The organism is Mycolicibacterium elephantis DSM 44368, from assembly GCF_004014805.1.
Classification (GTDB): domain Bacteria; phylum Actinomycetota; class Actinomycetes; order Mycobacteriales; family Mycobacteriaceae; genus Mycobacterium; species Mycobacterium elephantis.
This window is the reverse complement of sequence record NZ_ATDN01000067.1, coordinates 99,963-120,387: the sequence shown is the minus strand read 5'-3', so window position 1 is coordinate 120,387 and position 20,425 is coordinate 99,963. Positions and strand designations below refer to the sequence as shown.

Genomic DNA, 20,425 nt, shown 5'->3' with positions numbered 1-20,425 from the left:
CGAAATAGAAAATTTCACCGTCACCAACCCGCTGCATTTCTTGCGGCCATTTAGCGTGCGGGCAAACTAGCCATTGTTAGCTTTATCGGTGGAAAATCTGGCACACTCCCCGTCTGTGACGAGGCGTGCGTTGGTGCTCGCAGGCGGTGGGCTGGCCGGAATCGCTTGGGAGACCGGTGTTCTGGCGGGCGTTGCCGACGTGTCGCCGGAGACCGCCAAGGCATTGATCGATTCGGACGTGCTGGTCGGTACCTCGGCGGGTTCGGCTGTCGCCGCGCAGCTGTCCAGTGGGCTGGGCGTGGACGCCCTGTACGAGCGTCAGACCGCCGCGACCTCCGCCGAGCTGCGCCCCACCGCGGGCATCGACGACATCACCGAGCTCTTCCTCACCGCGGTGACCCAGCCGGGCACCAAAGCCGAAAAGCTGCGGAGGATCGGCGCGGTCGCGGCATCGACGTCGACCGTGCCCGAACCCGTGCGCCGCGAGGTGATCGCCCACCGGCTGCCCAGCCACGACTGGCCGGACCGTCGACTGCGTATCAGCGCGATCGACATCGCCACAGGCGAACTCGTCGCGTTCGACCGGACATCCGGTGTCGCACTGGTGGACGCGGTCGCCGCCAGTTGCGCCGTGCCGGGGGTATGGCCGCCCGTCACCATCGGTGATCGTCGCTACATGGACGGGGGCGTCGGCAGCTCGGTGAACATGGCGCTGGCCGACGACTGCGACGTCGCGGTGGTGCTGGTTCCGCAGGGCGAGTCGACACCGGCGCCGTTCGGTGTCAGCACCGCCGAGGAGATCGGCGCGTTCGGCGGCGCGACGTTCGCGGTGTTCGCCGACGCCGAGTCGTTGCGGGCCTTCGGCAAGGATCCGCTTGATCCGCAGTGCCGGATACCGTCGGCGTCGGCCGGCCGACGCCAGGGCAGACGAATCGCCACCGAGATCGCGGACTTTCTCGCGCGCTGAATCAGCCGTCCGGCGTGGAGGTTTCACCGGTTTCGCGTTTGTCGAGCGCCTCGGCGGCCAATGTGCGGCCCACCTCGATGACCTCGGCGGCGCGGTGGAAATCCAGGCTGCGGCATGCGCTGCGCGGCACCTCGATCAACAGGTCGGGCGGATAGTTGGCCAGCTGATGGCGCGACAACGCGGCCTGGGCGATGTCGATGGTGCGGTTCATCACCTCGAAGGAGCCGAATTTGGGCACCGTCGCTTCCTTGCCGGCGTCGACCAGTTCCGCCTCGCTGTCGGTGGGGCCTGATTCCGAACCGCCCCGCACCGCGCTGGAGTCGAACAGCGACGTGGTGCTGCGCCACATCTTGGTCAACCATTCGGTGGTCCTCGGTCCGGACTCGGCCTCCTCGGATCCGGCGGATTCACTGCCCGCCAACGAGACCGCGATGGTGAGGTCGGCGTTGACGGCCGCGATCGGCGCCGTCGGCAGCGGGTCGAGGATGCCGCCGTCGGCGAGCAGCCGGCCGTCGAGCACGTGCGGCGCGATCACCCCGGGGATCGCGATCGACGCGCGAATCGCGGCGTCGACCGGACCGCGCTGAAGCCACACCGACTTGCCGGCGATCAGGTCCGTGGTCACCGCGGTGTACGGGATCGGAAGGTCTTCGATGCGAACGTCGCCGAGGGTGTCGCGCACGGCGTCCAGGATCTTGGTCGCGCGCAGCACCCCCGCGGCGGTGATCGAGGGGTCCAACAGCCGCAGCACCGCACGCTGGGTCAGCGCCTTCGCCCAGTCGGCGAACTGCTCGAGTTTGTCCGCCGCGCGCAGCCCTCCGACGAGCGCGCCCATCGACGAACCGGCGATCCCGACGATCTCGTAGCCGCGGTCCTCGAGTTCGCGGATGACGCCGATGTGGGCGTATCCCCGTGCGCCCCCGCTGCCAAGTGCCAGCGCGACACGCTTGTCAGCCATGTCGCCATTGTCCCGCTTCGCGGGCGATCAGCCGCAGAGTGCGTCGGCGGCCGCACGGACCGCGACGATGACGGCGGCCTGGCGCGGCGGAGGCAACTGCGACCACGGGATGCCGTAGGTGGCCGGTCCTGCCGAGTCCGTCGACTGCAACATGCCCAGATACGGCTCGATCTGCTCGTGCGGGTCGCCGCCCTGCTGCGCCATCCACTCCCGCGCGGCGGTGCAGGCCTTGTAGTACTCGTCTTCCGTCGAGTCGGCCGGGGCGCCGACCGCTGTCGTCACACCGCCGGGGGACACCGCGACGGAACCGGGTGCGGCCGTCGGGGTTTCGGATCTGTCGGAGGTGGCCGACGTCGGCGTCGCCGTTGGCTCGGTGTCGGTGCCGGAGGAACAGGCCGAGACGACACCGAGGCCGACGATCACCGAGGTCGCCGCGAAGGCGTACCGAAAGTGCGAGCGCATGCCCGCCAATCTATGCAATCGCTATCCGTTGGCCCCGTCGGAGCCGTTGTTGCTGCCGTCCGAGCCCGAGCCGGTGCCGCCCGAGCCACCCGGCCCGTCCGCGGCGCCGAGACCGTCACGCCCGCCGTTGCCGCCGTTGCCGCCGTTGCCGACCCCGTTGGTCGCGGTGCCGTCGCCGCCGTCACCGCCGCGACCGCCCTGGTATCCGTTGGCCCAGCTGGTCGATCCGCCGGTGCCGCCGTCGCCCCCGGTGGCGGTACCGGTCTCCGCGGTGGCGTCGCCGCCGTCGCCGCCGTCACCACCGTCCTGCATCAGGCCGCTGCCGCCGCCCCTGCCGCCGTTGCCCGCGTTGGCTTCGCCGTCGTCGACCTCCGCGTCCCCGCCGTTGCCGCCGTCGCCACCCTGGCCGTCGAATCCGCCGTGGCCCGCGTCGCCGCCGTTGCCGCCGTTGGCGATACCGGTCCCGGCGGACGCGTCGCCGCCGTCGCCGCCGTCGCCCGAGGTGCCGTTGAAGAACGAACCGCCGCCGTTTCCGCCGTCGCCTCCGGTCGCGGTGCCGTCGTTGGTCTGCGCCGTGCCGCCGGCGCCGCCGTTGCCGCCGTCACCTTCGATGCCGATATTGCCGCCGTCGCCGCCGGCGCCCCCGGTCGCGTCGTTGGTCTCGCTGGTGGCCGCGCCGCCCGCGCCGCCGCCGCCGGCCCAGCCGAACAGCCACCCCGCGTTGCCGCCGTCGCCGCCCGCCCCGCCCGTGGCGGTGCCGGTCTCGCTGGCGGCGTCACCGCCCGCTCCGCCGAACCCGGCGCTGCCCAGCCACGTGTTGTTGCCTCCGTGACCGCCTTGCCCGCCTTGCGCGTCACCGGACACGCTGGTGGCGTCGCCGCCCGCCCCGCCGACGCCGGCGTTGCCGAAGACCAGCCCGGAATTGCCGCCGTCACCGCCGTTTCCGGCGACGACGTCACCGTTCTCGTCGGTGATGCTGGCGCCCACGCCGCCCGCGCCGCCGTTGCCCCACAGGCCGGCGCTGCCGCCGTTGCCGCCCTTGCCGTTGTTGACTCCGGCGACCCCCGCGCCGCCGTTTCCGCCGCTGCCGAAGAGCAGCCCGCCGCGGCCGCCGTTCTGGCCCGGCCCGCCGTCAGCGCCGTTGCCGATCAGCAGGCCGCCGTTCTCGCCGGGTTCGGTGCCGTTGTGGAACAGCGTCTTGAAGCCGGTCTGGAACGCTGAGCTCATCGCGAGCGCCGCATTCTGGAACGCCAAGTTGGCGCTCATGAGGCCGTCCGTCAACGGTGATCTCGGTGCGCTCCAGTTGCCGCCGGTGGCCGGGGCGGCCCAACCGAACAGGTTGCCCGGGGGCTTGGGGATCACGGCCGTCCAGTCGAACAGGGGCGTGTTGGCGTTGCCCGACGGTGCCACGGGTGACGGTGGTAGGTATTCGGTCCAGCCGAACATCACCCTGCTGTCGGGGTTTTCGTAGAGATCTGGCGAGTACGGGGTGCCGCCCTGCGGCGTCAGCCCGAGAAGCGAGGGCACGAACGCGCCGAAGCCGAACAGCGAGTCGCTGATGGCCTGCGTCGACGACGACGGCGAGTCGTCGGCGACGGCGGGTGACGCACTGGCGATGGCGCCACCGCCGGCTGCCAGCACTCCACTGGTCAAGGCAGCGGCCGTGACCAGCGACTTCTTGTTCTTGGCATGCTTTGAGCGCTTGTGCTTGGCCATCGGCGCTGTCGACCCCTTCGCCTTGTGAGGGAAACCCTCGATGTGTCGGCTAATCAACCGCAAACGGTGAGCAACATATGATTAGCACAATTAGTGACGGTTTTCATAGGGACTCGGCGAGATGAATCGAAATCGCTGAGCGGCAGGTCGGTGATTTTTTCGCGGCTGCTGTCGGGTCGATCGACAGCAAATCACAAAGTCACACATTAAATCGCTGTTTATAGCGGATAACGTATGATCTGCAAACTTGGATGCCATCGATCAGCGGCAGTCAGGCTGCGGAGGCGCGGCCCGCCGAGGGGGATTGCTCGCGAAGTTCGGATGTGCGATCGAAATTGACGTATCCGCCGAATCATGATCGGCTGTCAGCAACGTCGATCGAAGTGTCGCGCAAACCATTGCGGAGCCCTGCCGAGGACGGCCGGCGGGTTCTGCTCAGCGTGAGTTTTGGCCGATCCCCTGCGTGGAGCCTCCTGAGCAGGTCATTCGGCGTTCACCCACCTGCGCCTCGTGCTCGGGCGTCGCGGCACGCTTCCTTCGCTGCCACACTGGCGGACATGACGACCGGATCGAAGTGGTGTTGCGCCGCCTGAGAGCCGCCGCCCCCATCCCTCGTCATCTCTGGAGTCTTCATGTCCACCTCTGCAGTGCTGGCGTCCACAGCGCCCGCCGTGTCCGCGCCCACCCGGCTGCGGCTGCCCGATCTGTTACTGGCCACCGACCACGCCGCCGACGAGGTGCTCAGCGGCCGCCACGACCGGCTGCTGGCGGCCAGCGGACCCCCGCGGGACGAGAGGTGGTTCACGCGGCTGCACGTCGACGACGAACTCGACATCTGGTTGATCAGCTGGGTGCCGGACCGGTCGACCGAACTGCACGACCACGGCGGCTCACTGGGCGCGCTCACCGTGGTCTCGGGTGCGCTTCGCGAAACTCGGTGGGACGGTGCCGCATTACGGCACCGCCGGTTGTCGGCGGGCGATCAGGCGGCGTTTCCGCTCGGCTGGGTGCACGACGTGGTGTGGGCACCCGATCGCAACGACTCGGTGCCCACGCTGAGCGTGCACGCGTACTCACCGCCGCTGACCGCGATGTCGTACTACGACGTGACACATCGGAACACGCTACGCCGCAGGCGCACCGAGCTCACCGACGCTCCGGAGGGATGACCATGGCCGTGAGCCGAATCGACCGGGTGCTCGCCGACGCCCGGACTCGCCTGCGCCGGCTGAACGCGCACGAGGTGCCCGCCGCGCTGGAGCGGGGCGCGGTGCTCGTGGACATCCGTCCGCAGGCCCAACGGGACCGGGAGGGCGACGTCGCCGCCGCGCTGGTGATCGAACGCAACGTGCTGGAGTGGCGATGCGATCCGACCAGCGATGCGCGGCTGCCGCAGGCCATCGACGACGACGTGGAGTGGGTGGTGCTGTGCTCGGAGGGGTACACCTCGAGTTTGGCCGCCGCGGCACTGCAGGACCTCGGCTTGCGCCGCGCCACCGACGTCATCGGCGGATACCAGGCTTTGAGGGCCGAAAGCGTTCTGGTCTAAGAGCTTTCGTTGCTTCTCAACATGGGGCGCAGCTTCTCGGTCTTCTCCGGGGTCCAGCTTGGCGGCTGCAGGATGGCCGCCCAGGCGTTCGCCACGTCCTTGACGTAGACGTGGCCGTATCCGTCGGGCACGTCTACGGCGACCGCCATGTCCGCCGACACCTGAAGAAACGTCACGATCGGGATCCACTGCATGCGGCCCGATACGTCGTAACCCTTGGGCTCGCGCAGCCAGTCCGGTTCGGCGAACAGCAGATCCGGGTTCCACCACGCGATGGGGTCGGACGCGTGCTGCAGGTATACGACGCGCGGTGTGCCCCATGGGGCGTCGGGCCTGCCGAGGTTCTCCGCCTCGGCGACGAAGCGGACGTTCTCCCCGTCGTCGTAGATCGGCAGCCACATCGGTGAACCCGCATCACGCTCGCGGGTGAGCTGGGTCCAGATGGTGTTGTTGAACGTCGGCCCGCTGAACAGCGCACCGTCGGTGCGGGCGATGAGGTTGTTGAGCGCGAGGAACGGCGCCTCGCCGCCGAACGAGCCGAGGCTCTCACCGAACACCACCAACTGCGGCCGCTCCGCCTCGGGCATCTCGCGGATCATCTCGTCGACCGCCTCGAACAGCGCCTGCCCGGCTTGGCGCGCGTTCTCCTTGTCCACCAGGAACGACAGCCAACTCGGCAGAAATGAGTACTGCATGGACACGATCGCGGTGTCGCCGTTGTACATGTATTCCAGCGCGGAGGCTTCAGCGCCGTTGATCCAGCCGGTGCCCGTGGTGGTGGCGACGGCGACCACGGCGCGGTCCAGTCCGCCTGCGCGCCTTAACTCTTGAGCCGCCAGCTCCGCGGTGGCTTTGATGCCGTCCGCGGAGTGCAGCCCGGCATACGCGCGGATCGGTTCGACCGCCGGTGCGCCGTTGAACTCGGTGAGCTGGTCGACGGTCGGGCCCGACGATACGAATATCCGGCCCTGATGCCCCAGCGACTCCCAGCTGACCAGCGACTGCGGCCCGCCGGAGCGCAACGGCGACGTCGGCGCCGAGAAGTCCGGGTCGGTCTCGTCGTTCACCGCCGAGAAGGTGTTGTTGATGGTGCTCATCGCGAAGCGGACCACGACGCCGTTGAGCAACGCGATACTCAACGCCAACAGCAGGAGGACCACGACGACGGCCGAAACCCGCGGCGGGGCGAAGCGATTGAGCTGGCGCACCAGAAAGCGCACCAACCTGCCCACCAGCTGGCCGATTTCGACGAGCACGAACAACACGATGATCGACAGCACGGCGGTCAGCGGATAGTCCCAGAACCCCAGGCGTGACACACCGACAAGGTCGCGGACCTCGTCCTGCCACCGATCGAAGTAGACGATCATCAGGATCTGGCCGGCGATTCCGATGAGCACCAACGCGATCCACGCCGGCCGCGGCGCGGGCGGGCTGCTGTCCTTCGAGCGCATGTATCGGACCAGCCAGACCGCGAACACCCCGAGGCCGTATCCGGCGGCGCCGGCCGCCCCGCTGACAAGGCCCTGAAACAGCGGGCCCCGTGGCAACAGCGACGGCGTCAACGAGAACCAGACGAACACCAGCCCGAGCGCGGTCCCGGTGAACGTGTAGTGGCGTTCCCACCACGGCGTGCGGGCCGCCTCTTTCGGTGGCGCTTGCTCCTGGACCGCGGCCGCCGTGTCGTCGCGGGTGTCTGTCACGAAGGCAGATTAGCGGTGGGTGAAGTTCGGGGGGCGCTTCTCGGTGAACGCGTTCATGCCCTCGGTCTGGTCGTCGGTGGCGAACGCGGAGTGGAACAGCCTGCGCTCGTAGAGGAGTCCCTCGGCGAGCGTGGTCTCGAACGCGCGGTTCACGGCCTCCTTGGCCATCCGCGACGCCGACAGCGACATTCCGGCGACGGTGTTGGCCACCGCGGCCGCCTCCTCGAGCAGCTTGTCGGCGGGTACGACGCGCGACACCAGCCCCGCTCGTTCGGCCTCCTCGGCGTCCATGTTGCGGCCGGTGAGGATCAGGTCCATCGCCTTGGCCTTGCCGATGGCGCGGGTCAGCCGCTGGGAGCCACCCATGCCCGGCAGCACGCCGAGCTTGATCTCGGGCTGGCCGAACTTCGCGGAGTCCGCGGCGATCAGCACGTCGCACATCATCGCCAGCTCGCAGCCGCCGCCCAGCGCATAGCCGGCCACCGCGGCGATGGTGGGTGTGCGCGTCGCGGCGAATTTGCCCCAGGCGGCGAAGAAGTCGCTTGCGAACACGTCGGCGAACGTCAGGGCGGCCATTTCCTTGATGTCGGCACCCGCGGCGAACGCCTTCTCGTTGCCGGTGATGATGATGGCGCCGATACCCGGATCGCTGTCGAATTCCGCTGCCGCAGTGGTGACTTCGTTCATCACCTGGCTGTTGAGCGCGTTGAGCGCCTTGGGCCGGTTCAAGGTGATGGTGCCGACACGGTCCTCACGGGTGACCAGAATGGTCTCGTAGCTCATCAGAACTCCAGTTCGCGATCGACCGGCGCGAAGTAGGCTTCGACGTCGGCGGGGGTGACGGCCTCCAGCGACGCCGGCGACCATTTCGGGTTGCGGTCCTTGTCGATGACCTGCGCGCGGATGCCCTCGACGAGATCGTGGCTGCGCAGCGACGCGCACGAGGTCCGGTATTCCTGGCGCAGCACGTCTTCCAGTGTGTCGAGTTTGGCGGCCCGGCGTACGGCTTCCAGTGTCACCGACACTGAGATGGGTGAACGGCTGGCGATCAGGTCGGCGGCCTCGTTGGCCGCGGGCGCCTCGTGGGCACGCAGCGCCGCGACGATGTCGGTGGCCGTCTCACCGGCATAGCATTCGTCGATCCAGCTCCGCCGTGCGGCAAGCTGACTCGCGGGCGGCTCGGATGCGTGGGCGCTCAGCGCTTCGTCGATGCCGTCGCTCAGCAGCCCGTCTTTGAACGACTGCAGCTTGTCGTGGGTGACGTAGTGGTCGGCGAAGCCCATCGCGATGGCGTCGGCGCCGTTGAACGTGACCCCGGTCAGCGCCGCGTGCAGACCGAGCAGGCCGGGCGCGCGCGAAAGGATCCAGGTGCCGCCGACGTCGGGGATGAAACCGATCCCGACTTCGGGCATCGCCATCTTCGTGGTGTCGGTGGCGACCCGCACGCGGCCGTGGGCGCTGATCCCGACGCCGCCGCCCATCACGATGCCGTCCATGAGCGCGACGTACGGCTTGGCGAAGCGGCCGATGTGGGCGTTGAGCAGGTACTCGTCGTACCAGAACTGCCGTGCTTCGGAACCGTCGCCGCGGGCGCTGTGGTAGATCGCCACGATGTCGCCCCCGGCGCACAAACCGCGCTCCCCGGCGCCGTCGACCACGACAGCGCGGATGGCGTCGTCGCGTTCCCACTCGGTCAGCACCCGCGACATCACGGTGACCATGGCGTGGTTCAGCGAGTTGATGGCCTTTGGCCGGTTGAGCGTGATCAGGCCGACGCCACGGTCAACACTTACTAGGACATCCTCGTTTTCTGCCACAGATATGCAATCTAGATCGTCACCCGACCTGGGGCAGCCCCGGGTAAGGTTTTCTGTGATGGCCCGGCAGTTCGGGAACCGACGTCTGGCCGCGATCGTTACGTGTGTGTTCGCCAACTCTGTCGAACCACTTCACAGGAGAGGAACCGACGGTGCGGGAAACCAGCAACCCGGTATTTCGTTCGCTGCCCAGGACACAGGGCGGATATGCGCAGTTCGGTACCGGAGCCGCCGGCTACGGTGCGCAGGCGGTACAAGCGGACCCCTATACGACCCAGTACCAGCCGCAGCAGACCGGCGTCTCGCGGCCGCTGACCATCGATGACGTCGTCACCCGGACCGGCATCACGCTGGCCCTGCTGACCGCGGTCGGTGTCGTTTCGTACTTCCTGGTGGCCCAGAACTTGGCCCTGGCAGCGCCGTTCGCCCTGGTGGGCGGTCTTGGCGGGTTGGTCCTGGTGCTGATCGCGACCTTCGGGCGCAAGCAGGACAACCCCGCGATCGTGCTGACCTACGCCGCGCTGGAGGGCCTGTTCCTCGGCGCGATCTCGTTCATCATCGCCAACGTCATCTCGGTCGGCGGTGTGGGAATGATCTCGCAGGCCATCGTGGGCACCATCGGCGTGTTCTTCGGCATGCTGGTCGTCTACAAGACCGGCGCGATCCGGGTGACGCCGAAGTTCACCCGCATGATCGTCGCCGGCCTGTTCGGGGTGCTGGCGCTGATGCTGCTCAACCTCGTGCTCGCGATCTTCGGCGTCGGCGGCGGCGCCGGCCTGGGCCTGCGCGACGGCGGCATGCTCGCGATCGGCTTCTCGCTGCTGTGCATCGGCCTGGCGGCGTTCTCGTTCCTGATCGACTTCGATGCCGCCGACCAGATGGTGCGGGCAGGCGCGCCGGAGAAGGCCGCGTGGGGTATCGCGCTGGGCCTGACCGTCACGCTGGTCTGGCTGTACATCGAAATTCTGCGTCTGCTCAGCTACTTCAACAGCGAGTAGTCGCTCGACGAGTAAAGCCCGGCACCTCGGTGCCGGGCTTTCTTTCTGCGCCGAAACTGTACACAGATCGCGATTCATCCACAGATCGCGATCTGTGCGCAGTCTCGAACCGCCAAGCGGCATTGAGCGGCGATTCTCAGACCATGACGACGCATCGCTGGCCGTTCATCGGTAGTGAGGCCCTTCGCGATGGCGTGGTCGCTAACAAGCACCGGTTGCGCACGCGCCATCGGGCCCTCTTTCCGGATGTCTACCTGCCGATCGGCAGTTCGGCGAGTTTGGCGCAGCGGACGGCCGGAGCCTGGTTATGGACGCGACGCCGAGGCGTGGTCGCGGGTTTGACAGCATCCGCGCTACTCGGTGCGCGGTGGATTGCCGACGACATTCCCGTGGAACTGATATGGGCCAACGCGCGACCACCCGACGGGATCGTCACCCGCAGGGACCGCCTGCTGCCCGACGAATTCCAGTTACTGGGTGGGATACCGGTGACGACACCAGCGCGGACTGCGTTCGACCTCGGCCGCACCCGGAGAAGTGACGAGGCGGTGTCTCGGCTCGACGCTCTCGGCAACGTGACCCGTTTCGACCGATCTGCGGTCGAACGCCTTGCGCGGCGACACACCGGATCACCTGGCTTACCGCAATTGCGTTGGGCGCTGGACCTTTCGGACTCAGGATCGGAATCGCCAAGAGAGACGTGGCTGCGGCTGCTGCTCATCCGGGCGGGCTTTCCGAGACCGCGAACCCAGATTGCGGTGCACGACGACTTCGGTGACCCGTGCTACTTCCTCGATATGGGGTGGGAGGAAACGATGGTCGCCGTCGAGTACGACGGTGACCACCACCGGAGCTTCAGGAAAGAATTGTGCGCTCCGAGTTCATCAGGTACCGCGGCTGGACCCACATTCGCGTCGTCGCCGGAGACCGCCCCGGCGATATCGTGAACCGTGTGCGCCGAGCGTGCTCGTCTAGTGTGCAGTCAGATCGCGGAACCGCCTGAAATGCGCTGGATTTGCGATCTGAGCGCACACCAGAACCAGAGTCAGGACAGCCGCTCGATCACCATCGCCATGCCCTGACCGCCGCCCACGCACATGGTCTCCAGACCGAACGTCTTGTCGTAGGTGGTCAGGTTGTTCAACAGCGTGGCGGTGATCCGCGCGCCGGTCATGCCGAACGGATGGCCCAGCGCGATCGCGCCGCCGGACACGTTGAGCTTGTCCTCGTCCATTCCGAGTTCGCGCGCAGAACCCAGCACCTGCACGGCGAACGCCTCGTTGATCTCGTAGAGGTCGATGTCCTTGATCGACATGCCCGCGTTGGCCAGCGCCTTCTTCGACGCCTCGATCGGGCCGAGTCCCATGATCTCCGGCGAGAGCCCGCTGACACCGGTGGACACGATGCGCGCCAGCGGCGTCAGGCCCAGATCGCGAGCCTTGGTATCGGACATGATGACCAGCGCGGCGGCACCGTCGTTCAACGGGCATGCGTTGCCGGCGGTCACGGTGCCGTTCGGTCGGAAGACCGGCTTGAGCTGGCTGATCTTCTCGTAGGTGGTGCCGGGCCGCGGGCCGTCGTCCGTACTGACCTTGGTACCGTCCGGCAGCGTCACCGGCTCGATCTCGCGCTGGAAAAAGCCGCTGTTGATGGCCTCTTCGGCGCGGTTCTGGCTGCGCACGCCCCAATGGTCCTGGTCCTCGCGGCTGATGCCGGTGAACAGCGCGACGTTCTCGGCGGTCTGGCCCATCGCGATGTACACGTCGGGCAGCAGACCCTCCTCGCGCGGATCATGCCATTCGTCGGCACCCGCGGCCGCCTGCTCGGAGCGGCTCATCGCATCCGCGAACAGCGGGTTCTTGCTGTCCGGCCACCCGTCGGCCGTACCCTTCGGAAACCGCGAAACCGTCTCCACGCCAGCGGAAATGAACGCATGGCCCTCGCCGGCCTTGATCGCGTGAAACGCCATCCGGGTGGTCTGCAGCGACGACGAACAGTACCGGTTGACCGTGGTGCCTGGCAGGAAGTCGTAACCCAGTTGGACGGCGACGGCGCGGCCGATGTTGAACCCTGCCTCACCCGCCGGCTGCCCGCATCCCATGAGCAGGTCGTCGAGGTCGCGCGGATCGAGCGCGGGCACCTTGTCGAGCGCGGCGCGCACCATCTGCGTAGCCAAGTCGTCGGGCCGCATATCGACCAGCGACCCCTTGGCGGCACGGCCGATCGGCGACCGCGCGGTCGAGACAATCACGGCTTCAGGCATGGCAACTCCATCCGACGACAGGTCCGAAAACAGCTACAGAGAACCTAGCCCGCGCTCGCTCCGAAGGGCGCGGGGACCCCACCCAGCACCGGCGCGGGGACGCCGGTCGAGCGCCGCCACAGCCTGCTCAAGTTGCCCACCCGAGCGACGAGCGTCGAACTGTCGGCCGCCCGCGACTGCCACGGCAACTCGGGCACTGCGCCACCGAGCCACTCGCTCAACGCATTACACAACGCCGGGAACAACTGCTTGGCGGCCAGCGCATAACCGGCCGCCGACGGGTGGAACATGTCGGACGAGAACAGCACTTCGGGCGTCTGCCGGAAATCCGGTGCCAACAGATCGGAGAACGGCACCGACACTCCACCCGCGGAGCGCACCGCGGCGGCCTGAGCCCGCGCCAGGCGCAGGCCGCGGCTTCGTGCCACCATGCGCAGCGGCTGTGGAATGGCGGTGATCACGCCGAAATCCGGGCAGGTGCCCACGACGACGACGGCTCCGCTGTCCCGTAGCCGTTTGACCGCCCGTGCCAGCCGCCGGGTCGACGGACCGATTCCGTTCAGTGCGGTGACGTCGTTGGCGCCGATCATGATCACCGCGGCGTCCGGCGGGGGACCCGCCACGAACATGGCGTCGATCTGGCCGGACAGGCCTTTCGAGGTCGCGCCGACAATCGCCTTGGTGCTCAATCGAATTCGCTTACCCGAGACCTCGGCGAGTTCGCGGGCGAGAAGCACGCCGGGCACCTCGTCGGCGTCGGTGCAGCCGTAGCCGGTCGCCGTCGAGTCGCCGAAGATCATCAAATGCAGGTCAAAGGGCACGTCGCGCTGCCAACGTTCGACCGGACCGCCGCCGGCGCTGTACACGCCGTCGGCGCGCGGAGGGATGTCCCAAGCCTTGGGAATGACTTCGCGGGTTTGGGCGGCCTGTTCGCTCAGCAGGTTGCGGGCTCCGAGGTAGGCCGAACCCGTCGAGACCAGCGCTGCCGCGGCCGCCAGGGCGACTGTCTTCGTTCGGTGGGGTGCGTGATTACCCACACGTCGAGTTTAAGCAGGATTTTCTGGGTTATCCGCGTGGCGACAGGCGATCGGGTGTCACATTGCGGTATCAACTCCGGTATCGAATATGACTCGCTGATTGTTGAACGGCTTATAGAGTGTCAAGCTAAGGTACGGGCCACGCTCAGGAAAGAGGCGGCACCCGGAACTACATTGACGTAGGGAAGGTGTGGCGATGACGGCACCCAGCAAGGTAGCCAGGGCACACAGCGCTGGCATACCGCCTGTTAAGGGGCGAAAACCCCGCAAATTTCCGGTTAGTGACTGGGCGCCTGTCGAGGTCGTCGAAGACGGTCCCAGCCTGGCAGGCCGGGTCACCGCGATGGCGGCTCTGCTAACTATTCGTCCGACTCTAGCTATCGGAAGCTGCGCTCCGCGGCTGCCGTGGCCGTGGGGGCTGGTGGACTTCGTCTCGCGGGTGATGCGACCACCCCCGGGCACGATTCGGGCCACGATCTCTTTGCCGAACTGCACCGCGCAACTGGTGCGCGCGCAGGGCGTGCTGCCCGCCGACGGCAAGCGCGCCGTCATCCTCTACATGCATGGCGGGGCGTTCCTGACCTGCGGCGCCAACTCGCACGGGCGATTGGTCAGCGCGCTGTCCGGGTTTGCTGACTGTCCCGTGCTCGTCGTCAACTACCGGATGATCCCCAAGCACTCGGTGGGGATGGCCGTCGACGACTGCTACGACGCCTACAAGTGGCTGCGCGAAAAGGGTTACGAGCCCGACCAGATCGTGCTGGCCGGTGATTCCGCGGGCGGATACCTCGCGCTGACGCTCGCCGAACGGCTGCAGGAGGAAGGCCCGCGCGGCGAGGTGCCTGCGGCGATGGTGACGATGTCACCGCTGTTCGAGATCGACAACGAGACCCGGGCCAATCATCCGAACATCCGCAGCGACGCGATGTTTCCGCCGCGGGCGTTCTACGCACTGGTCGACCTCGTCGACGAGGCGGCGCGACGTCACCGCAAGGACGGCGAGGCCGAAGAGATCTACGAGCCGCTGGACCACATCGAGCCCGGCCTGCCGCGCACGCTGATCCACGTTTCGGGGTCGGAGGTGTTGGTCAGCGACGCCCGCAAGGCCGCGCGTCGGCTGGCGGCCGCCGGTGTGCCGGTCGAGATCCGCATCTGGCCTGGTCAGATGCATGTCTTCCAGCTCGCCTCGCCGCTGGTTTCCGAAGCGAAACGGTCATTGCGGCAGATCGGCGACTACATTCGCGAGGCCACTTGGTGACGCTGAACTGCGCCTGACACGATGGACGCATGCGCATCGCCAGGCACATCAGTGAGCTCATCGGCAATACACCGCTGGTACAGCTGAACTCCGTGGTGCCCCCGGGCGCCGGCCTGGTCGCCGCCAAGGTCGAGTACCTCAACCCGGGCGGCAGCTCCAAGGACCGCATCGCGATCAAGATGATCGACGCCGCCGAGGCCAGCGGAGAGCTCAAACCCGGAGGCACCATCGTCGAGCCGACGTCGGGTAACACCGGGGTCGGGCTGGCCCTCGTCGCCCAGCAGCGCGGCTACAAGTGCATCTTCGTGTGCCCCGACAAGGTCAGCGCGGACAAGCAGGACGTGCTGCGCGCATACGGCGCCGACGTCGTGGTGTGCCCGACCGCCGTGCCGCCGGATCATCCCGACAGCTACTACAGCGTCTCCGATCGGCTCGTCGAGGAGATCGACGGCGCGTGGAAACCCGACCAGTACTCCAACCCCATGGGTCCGGCCAGCCATTACGAGACCACCGGGCCGGAAGTGTGGGCCGACACCGACGGTAAGGTGACCCATTTCGTCGCCGGCGTCGGCACCGGGGGCACCATCACCGGGGCGGGCCGCTATCTCAAGGAAGTGTCGGACGGAAAGGTCCGCATCATCGGCGTCGACCCCGAAGGCTCGGTCTACTCGGGCGGCAGCGGACGGCCGTATCTGGTCGAGGGTGTCGGCGAGGATTTCTGGCCCAAGGCCTACGACCCGACCGTGCCCGACGAGATCATCGCGGTCTCCGACGCCGACTCGTTCGAGATGACCCGGCGCCTGGCCCGCGAGGAGGCGCTGCTGGTCGGTGGATCGTGCGGAATGGCCGTGGTGGCGGCGATCAAGGTGGCCGAGCGGGCCGGCCCGGACTCGGTGGTCGTCGTCCTCCTGCCCGACGGCGGAAGAGGTTATCTCTCAAAGATTTTCAACGACGAGTGGATGTCGTCCTACGGATTCTTGCGCAGCCGGATGGACGGGTCGGTCGAGGAATCGACGGTCGGCGACGTGCTGCGGGGCAAATCGGGTGCGCTGCCCGACCTGGTGCACACCCACCCGTCGGAGACCGTGCGCGACGCGATCAACATCCTGCGCGAGTACGGGGTCTCACAGATGCCGGTCGTCGGCGCCGAACCGCCGGTCATGGCGGGTGAGGTGGCCGGCAGCGTCTCGGAACGCGAGCTGCTCTCGGCGGTGTTCGAGGGCCGCGCCAAGTTGGCCGACGCCGTCGCCGACCACATGAGCCCGCCGCTGCCGCTGGTCGGCTCCGGCGAGCTGGTCACCAGCGCCGCCAAGACACTGCGCGAATGCGATGCGCTCATGGTGGTCGAGGAGGGTAAACCCGTTGGGGTGGTGACCCGGCACGACCTCCTCGGGTTTTTGTCCGACGCCAACTCCCGGCGTTAACCGTTGGCGGCCCGGATCACTCGGGCCGAGCAAACTTTCGATTTGGGCGCGTGTTCATTTCCCGTCGGAAATCGCTGCCATCGGCGACTTCTCAGGTAATGTAAGCACGCTTGTTGCCACCTCGAGCAGCCCTGGGGAGGTCTTCTATGACCGATCAACCGCCCACGCCCGGGGACTATCCACCGCCATCTGGGGGCCAACCGCCACTGTCCACACCGCAAGCCGGAGGCTATCCGCCGCCCGCAGCGGGCGGATTTCCGCCCGGCTCACAGGCGATGCCTCCGATGTTGCCGAAAGAGGCCTATACGCCGTGGTTTACCCGCGTGCTCGCATGGATCATCGACTACATCCCGTTCACGCTCATCCTGGGGATCGGGTTCGCGATGTTGGCGGGCACCCGCGAGACCGCCTGCCTCACCGACGTTTCGGAGTACGAACTCGGTGAGTTCTGCGCCACCGGCGCGTCCACGCTCGGGCAGGCGTCGGTGGTGATCGCGTCGCTGGTCGCGCTGGCATATCTGGTCTGGAATCTCGGCTACCGCCAGGGCCGTACCGGGTCGAGCATCGGCAAGTCCATCTTGAAGTTCAAGGTGGTCGCCGAAAAGACCGGGCAGCCAATGGGTTTTGGGCTGTCGGTGCTGCGCGAGTTCATCTACCTGATCGCGTATTTCGCATGTGGCCTGCTCTGGCTCATCGCAGTCCTGTTCCCGCTGTGGGACTCGAAGAGGCAGACCTTGGTCGACAAGATCGTCAGTACCATCTGTTTACCGCTGTAACCGTCGAACGAACACAACTGGAAGGCAGCAATGAGCGACCAACCGCCACCTCCACCCCCGGGCAACTACCCGCCACCGCCGCCACCCGGTGGAGGCGGCTACCCCCCGCCACCACCGCCGGGCGGAGGCGGTTACCCGCCGCCACCACCCCCGGGCGGGAGCGGTTACCCGCCGCCACCACCCCCGGGCGGGAGCGGTTACCCGCCACCGCCGCCAGGTGGTGCGCCCGGTTATCCCCCGCCGCCGCATGCCGGCTATCCGCCACCCGGCGGCGGTTACCCGCCTCCCGGTGGGCCGGGTTTCGGTGGCGCGCAGCGCTATAGCGTCGGGGAGGCGTTCTCGTGGGCATGGAACAAGTTCAGCAACAACGCCGTCCCGTTCCTGATCGCGACGCTGGTGTGGGGCCTGGTCATCGCTGTGTTGCAGGTGATCTTCAACGTGCTCGGGGGAGCGCTCAACGAGGGTGACACCACCAGTTACACCGCGGACGAAGGCAGCTTCGCGTTCTCCTACAGCCTGAACAGTCCCGGCGCGGTCATCGTGTCGATCATCGGCTGGATCGTGCTGTTGATCGTCGGCGCGGCGATCCAGTCCGCCTACATCAGCGGTGTGCTCGACATCGCCAACGGCCAACAGGTTTCGATCGGGTCGTTCTTCTCGCCGCGGAATATCGGCAACGTCGTCATCGCGGGTCTGATCGTCGGGATCCTGACCTCGATCGGGATGTTCCTGTGCGTCATCCCGGGCCTGATCGTGTCCATCTTCACGATGTTCACGATCGTTGGCCTGCTCGATCGCAACCTCGCGCCGATCGATGCGATCAAGACCAGCTTCAACATCGTCAAGGAGAACTTCGGTCAGGCCCTGCTGACCTGGCTGGTGATGTTGGTGATCGCGGCCGTCGGCGCACTGCTGTGCGGGGTCGGGCTTCTCGTCGCGATCCCGCTGGTGATCCTCATCGAGGTCTACGCCTACCGGAAGCTCAGCGGCGGTCAGGTCGCAGAGCTCAACCCGCAGCCGTTGCCGCCCGGCCCGGCTCGGTAACGGTGGTCATCGGAAGGCGCTGACACCGGTCAGCGCCTCTCCGATGACCAACTGGTGCACCTCGGACGTGCCCTCGTAGGTCAGCACCGACTCGAGGTTGTTGGCGTGCCGGATCACCGGATATTCCAGCGTGATTCCGTTGGCGCCCAGCAAGGTTCGGCACTGCCGGGCGATCTGCAGCGCTTCGCGGACGTTGTTGAGCTTGCCCAAACTGACCTGCTCGGGACGGATCCGGCCCTCGTCTTTGAGCCGGCCCAGGTGCAGAGCCAGCAGCTGCGCCTTGGACAGTTCGACGGCCATGTCGGCGACCTTGGCCTGCGTCAGCTGATAGGCCGACAGTCGTTTGTCGAACACCTCGCGGCTGCCCACGTAGTCCAGCGTGGCCTGCAGGCAGTCGCGAGCCGCGCCGACGCTGCCGAACACGATGCCGAACCGGGCCTCCGACAAACAGCTCAGCGGCCCCGACAGCCCGCGGGCCTCGGGCAGTTTCGCGTCGGCCGGCAGCCGCACGTCGTCCAGATGCAGTTCGGAGGTCACCGACGCCCTCAGCGACATCTTGCGGGTCATGTCGGTGGCCGAGAAGCCCGGTGTGCCCGCCGGCACGACGAAGCCCACGATCCCCTCCTCGGCGCGGGCCCAGACGATCGCCACGTCGGCCACCGAGCCGTTGGTGATCCACATCTTCGAGCCGTTGAGGATCCAGTCCGATCCGTCCTGTTTCGCGGTGGTGCGCATGCCCGCGGGGTTGGACCCGAAGTCGGGCTCGGTCAGCCCGAAACATCCGATGGCCTCGCCGCGGGCCATCGCGGGCAACCACTGGGCGCGCTGGTCCTCGCTGCCCCATCGGTGGATCGCGAACATCGCCAACGATCCCTGCACCGACACCAGGCTGCGCAACCCGCTGTCGACGGCTTCGAGCTCCTGACACACCAACCCGTAGGCCGTGGCCGTCGAGCCGCCGCAGCCGTAGCCGGTCAGGTGCATGCCCAGCAGGCCGAGCTTGCCCAGCTCGGCGGCCAGCGCACGAACGGGGACCTCACCGGTCTCGAACCACTCGGCGATATTCGGGCGCAGGTGCTGCTCGCCGAATTTACGCACGGTCTGGCGCACCTCGATGTCCTCGGATGTCAGCAGCGAGTCGAGGTCGAGGAGGTCGTCGATCGGGGTGGTGGCGCTCATCGTTCTTGTCTACACCGCTCCGGCCGGTGGCCGGCGCGATGGCTAGGGTGAGCGGTGATGACCGAGCAGCACAAGTTCCAGGGACTGGCCACGAAGGCCATCCACGCGGGCTTTCGCCCCGACCCGGCGACCGGGGCCGTCAACGCCCCGATCTACGCCAGTTCGACGTTCGCCCAGGACGGCGTCGGCGGGCTGCGCGGCGGTTTCGAGTACGCGCGGACCGGCAACCCGACCCGCTCGGCGCTGGAGGCGTCGCTGGCCGCCGTCGAGGAGGCCGCCTACGGCCGGGCGTTCAGCTCCGGGATGGCCGCCACCGACTGCGCGCTGCGCGCGGTGCTGCGGCCGGGTGACCACGTCGTCATCCCCGACGACGCCTACGGCGGAACCTTCCGGCTGATCGACAAGGTCTTCACGCACTGGGGGATCGGCTACACCGCGGTCTCGCTGGCCGACCTCGACGCGGTGACGGCGGCGATCACCGACAAGACCAAGATGATCCTGGTCGAGACACCGACCAACCCGTTGCTGTCCATCGCCGACATCGCCGCCATCGCGGAACTGGCCGCCACATCGAATGTCAAAGTGCTGGTGGACAACACGTTCGCCTCGCCGGCGCTGCAGCAGCCGTTGCCGTTGGGCGCCGACATCGTGCTGCACTCGACCACCAAGTACATCGGCGGGCACTCCGATGTCGTCGGTGGCGCGCTGCTGACCAACGACGAGGAACTCGACACGGCGTTCGGTTTCCTGCAGAACGGCGCGGGCGCGGTGCCGGGACCGTTCGACGCCTACCTCACGCTGCGCGGGCTGAAGACGCTCGTCGTGCGCATGCAGCGGCACAGCGAGAACGCCGCGGTGATCGCCGAGTTCCTCGACGGGCACCCGGCCGTCGACACCGTGCTCTACCCGGGCCTGCCCGGCCATCCCGGCCACGACATCGCCGCCAAGCAGATGAGCGGATTCGGCGGCATGATCTCGATACGGCTGCGCGGCGGCGTGCAGGCTGCTCGCGATTTGTGCTCGCGCACAGAGGTTTTCATTCTCGCCGAATCGCTGGGCGGCGTCGAGTCGCTGATCGAGCATCCCGGCGCCATGACGCACGCCTCCACCGCGGGCTCCCAACTGGAGGTGCCCGACGACCTGGTGCGGCTGTCGGTCGGCATCGAGGACGTCGCCGACCTTCTCGCCGACCTGGAGCAGGCCTTGAGTTGACCCCGCGAGCAGACGCGTACACCCCTGAAAGTAGGGGAATTTGGGGGTTTTCGCGTCTGCTC

At 67.5% G+C, this 20,425-nt stretch carries 18 protein-coding genes and 1 pseudogene; 10 read left to right on the top strand and 9 right to left on the bottom strand.

The genetic code is table 11. The annotated features are described in order from the left end of the window. Nucleotides 1-115 precede the first annotated feature (115 nt). Nucleotides 116-967 (top strand): patatin-like phospholipase family protein, encoded by an 852-nt coding sequence (locus MELE44368_RS24475; RefSeq protein ID WP_206613851.1) that lies wholly within the window; start codon nt 116-118, stop codon nt 965-967. 1 nt (nt 968) lies between these two features. On the opposite strand, the gene MELE44368_RS24470 is transcribed toward MELE44368_RS24475, so the two are convergent. Genes MELE44368_RS24470 through MELE44368_RS27380 form a run of 3 tightly spaced genes read right to left on the bottom strand, consistent with a single transcriptional unit; the run spans nt 969 to nt 4,103 of the window. Further along, nucleotides 969-1,925: a patatin-like phospholipase family protein gene (locus MELE44368_RS24470; protein WP_128110858.1), complete on the bottom strand. Its 957-nt coding sequence runs from the start codon at nt 1,923-1,925 to the stop codon at nt 969-971. A gap of 27 nt (nt 1,926-1,952) precedes the next feature. After that, entirely contained in the window at nt 1,953-2,387 is a 435-nt protein-coding gene (gene lpqV / locus MELE44368_RS24465; RefSeq protein WP_128110857.1) for a lipoprotein LpqV, read from the bottom strand. Between the two features lie 21 nt (nt 2,388-2,408). Then, complete coding sequence (locus MELE44368_RS27380) at nt 2,409-4,103, bottom strand: hypothetical protein (protein WP_206613850.1); 1,695 nt, start codon at nt 4,101-4,103, stop codon at nt 2,409-2,411. A 632-nt stretch (nt 4,104-4,735) separates the two neighbouring features. Here MELE44368_RS27380 and MELE44368_RS24450 point away from each other — a divergent pair. Together MELE44368_RS24450 and MELE44368_RS24445 are read left to right on the top strand one after the other, a co-directional pair. Next, entirely contained in the window at nt 4,736-5,272 is a 537-nt protein-coding gene (locus MELE44368_RS24450) for a cysteine dioxygenase (RefSeq protein WP_128110856.1), read from the top strand. Beyond that, nucleotides 5,269-5,652: a rhodanese-like domain-containing protein gene (locus tag MELE44368_RS24445; RefSeq protein WP_128110855.1), complete on the top strand. Its 384-nt coding sequence runs from the start codon at nt 5,269-5,271 to the stop codon at nt 5,650-5,652. The genes MELE44368_RS24450 and MELE44368_RS24445 overlap by 4 nt, the downstream gene beginning before the upstream one ends. Here the strand turns inward: MELE44368_RS24445 and MELE44368_RS24440 are convergent. The 3 genes from MELE44368_RS24440 to MELE44368_RS24430 are packed head-to-tail and all read right to left on the bottom strand — an operon-like array spanning nt 5,649 to nt 9,172. Further along, nucleotides 5,649-7,355, bottom strand: a complete 1,707-nt coding sequence (locus MELE44368_RS24440; protein WP_128110854.1) for an alpha/beta hydrolase — start codon at nt 7,353-7,355, stop codon at nt 5,649-5,651. The genes MELE44368_RS24445 and MELE44368_RS24440 overlap by 4 nt on opposite strands. Nucleotides 7,356-7,364: 9 nt before the next feature. Continuing rightward, nucleotides 7,365-8,138, bottom strand: coding sequence for an enoyl-CoA hydratase (locus tag MELE44368_RS24435; protein WP_128110853.1), 774 nt, complete (start codon nt 8,136-8,138; stop codon nt 7,365-7,367). Next, nucleotides 8,138-9,172 carry an enoyl-CoA hydratase/isomerase family protein gene (locus MELE44368_RS24430; protein ID WP_128110852.1) on the bottom strand — a complete coding sequence of 345 codons (1,035 nt, stop codon included), beginning with the start codon at nt 9,170-9,172 and terminating at the stop codon, nt 8,138-8,140. The genes MELE44368_RS24435 and MELE44368_RS24430 overlap by 1 nt, the downstream gene beginning before the upstream one ends. Before the next feature lie 152 nt (nt 9,173-9,324). On the opposite strand from MELE44368_RS24430, the gene MELE44368_RS24425 reads away from it, so the two are divergent. Both MELE44368_RS24425 and MELE44368_RS24420 read left to right on the top strand, forming a co-directional pair. Continuing rightward, complete coding sequence (locus tag MELE44368_RS24425; protein ID WP_128110851.1) at nt 9,325-10,170, top strand: Bax inhibitor-1/YccA family protein; 846 nt, start codon at nt 9,325-9,327, stop codon at nt 10,168-10,170. 143 nt (nt 10,171-10,313) lie between these two features. Beyond that, nucleotides 10,314-11,173: pseudogene (locus MELE44368_RS24420) on the top strand (hypothetical protein). 42 nt (nt 11,174-11,215) lie between these two features. On the opposite strand, the gene MELE44368_RS24415 reads toward MELE44368_RS24420, so the two are convergent. Both MELE44368_RS24415 and MELE44368_RS24410 read right to left on the bottom strand, forming a co-directional pair. Next, nucleotides 11,216-12,433, bottom strand: coding sequence for an acetyl-CoA C-acetyltransferase (locus MELE44368_RS24415; RefSeq protein WP_128110850.1), 1,218 nt, complete (start codon nt 12,431-12,433; stop codon nt 11,216-11,218). Nucleotides 12,434-12,477: 44 nt separating this feature from the next. Beyond that, entirely contained in the window at nt 12,478-13,470 is a 993-nt protein-coding gene (locus tag MELE44368_RS24410; protein ID WP_128110849.1) for an SGNH/GDSL hydrolase family protein, read from the bottom strand. Between the two features lie 196 nt (nt 13,471-13,666). Here MELE44368_RS24410 and MELE44368_RS24405 point away from each other — a divergent pair, with 196 nt between their 5' ends. The 4 genes from MELE44368_RS24405 (at nt 13,667) to MELE44368_RS24390 (ending at nt 17,972) form a co-directional block, all read left to right on the top strand. Continuing rightward, nucleotides 13,667-14,728 (top strand): alpha/beta hydrolase, encoded by a 1,062-nt coding sequence (locus MELE44368_RS24405; RefSeq protein WP_128110848.1) that lies wholly within the window; start codon nt 13,667-13,669, stop codon nt 14,726-14,728. 29 nt (nt 14,729-14,757) lie between these two features. Further along, the gene (locus MELE44368_RS24400; RefSeq protein ID WP_128110847.1) at nt 14,758-16,152 is read left to right on the top strand and encodes a cystathionine beta-synthase; all 1,395 of its coding nucleotides are present in this window, start codon (nt 14,758-14,760) and stop codon (nt 16,150-16,152) included. Between the two features lie 146 nt (nt 16,153-16,298). Then, complete coding sequence (locus tag MELE44368_RS24395; RefSeq protein WP_128110846.1) at nt 16,299-16,928, top strand: Rv1078 family RDD domain-containing protein; 630 nt, start codon at nt 16,299-16,301, stop codon at nt 16,926-16,928. A gap of 30 nt (nt 16,929-16,958) precedes the next feature. Beyond that, the gene (locus tag MELE44368_RS24390) at nt 16,959-17,972 is read left to right on the top strand and encodes a DUF2189 domain-containing protein (RefSeq protein ID WP_128110845.1); all 1,014 of its coding nucleotides are present in this window, start codon (nt 16,959-16,961) and stop codon (nt 17,970-17,972) included. Between the two features lie 6 nt (nt 17,973-17,978). Here MELE44368_RS24390 and MELE44368_RS24385 read toward each other — a convergent pair whose 3' ends face one another. Beyond that, a complete protein-coding gene (locus tag MELE44368_RS24385) occupies nt 17,979-19,151 on the bottom strand; it encodes an acyl-CoA dehydrogenase family protein (RefSeq protein WP_128110844.1) in 1,173 nt (390 codons plus the stop codon). Between the two features lie 57 nt (nt 19,152-19,208). Here MELE44368_RS24385 and MELE44368_RS24380 point away from each other — a divergent pair, with 57 nt between their 5' ends. Continuing rightward, complete coding sequence (locus MELE44368_RS24380; protein WP_128110843.1) at nt 19,209-20,363, top strand: cystathionine gamma-synthase; 1,155 nt, start codon at nt 19,209-19,211, stop codon at nt 20,361-20,363. Nucleotides 20,364-20,425 lie beyond the last annotated feature (62 nt).

Bases quoted from the DNA above. Each gene is read 5' to 3' on its own strand.
- MELE44368_RS24470 (WP_128110858.1), bottom strand. From the start codon at position 1,925: ATGGCTGACAAGCGTGTCGCGCTGGCACTTGGCAGCGGGGGCGCACGG.
- lpqV (WP_128110857.1), bottom strand. From the start codon at position 2,387: ATGCGCTCGCACTTTCGGTACGCCTTCGCGGCGACCTCGGTGATCGTC.
- MELE44368_RS27380 (WP_206613850.1), bottom strand. From the start codon at position 4,103: ATGGCCAAGCACAAGCGCTCAAAGCATGCCAAGAACAAGAAGTCGCTG.
- MELE44368_RS24450 (WP_128110856.1), top strand. From the start codon at position 4,736: ATGTCCACCTCTGCAGTGCTGGCGTCCACAGCGCCCGCCGTGTCCGCG.
- MELE44368_RS24445 (WP_128110855.1), top strand. From the start codon at position 5,269: ATGACCATGGCCGTGAGCCGAATCGACCGGGTGCTCGCCGACGCCCGG.
- MELE44368_RS24435 (WP_128110853.1), bottom strand. From the start codon at position 8,138: ATGAGCTACGAGACCATTCTGGTCACCCGTGAGGACCGTGTCGGCACC.
- MELE44368_RS24415 (WP_128110850.1), bottom strand. From the start codon at position 12,433: ATGCCTGAAGCCGTGATTGTCTCGACCGCGCGGTCGCCGATCGGCCGT.
- MELE44368_RS24405 (WP_128110848.1), top strand. From the start codon at position 13,667: ATGACGGCACCCAGCAAGGTAGCCAGGGCACACAGCGCTGGCATACCG.
- MELE44368_RS24400 (WP_128110847.1), top strand. From the start codon at position 14,758: ATGCGCATCGCCAGGCACATCAGTGAGCTCATCGGCAATACACCGCTG.
- MELE44368_RS24395 (WP_128110846.1), top strand. From the start codon at position 16,299: ATGACCGATCAACCGCCCACGCCCGGGGACTATCCACCGCCATCTGGG.
- MELE44368_RS24390 (WP_128110845.1), top strand. From the start codon at position 16,959: ATGAGCGACCAACCGCCACCTCCACCCCCGGGCAACTACCCGCCACCG.
- MELE44368_RS24385 (WP_128110844.1), bottom strand. From the start codon at position 19,151: ATGAGCGCCACCACCCCGATCGACGACCTCCTCGACCTCGACTCGCTG.
- MELE44368_RS24380 (WP_128110843.1), top strand. From the start codon at position 19,209: ATGACCGAGCAGCACAAGTTCCAGGGACTGGCCACGAAGGCCATCCAC.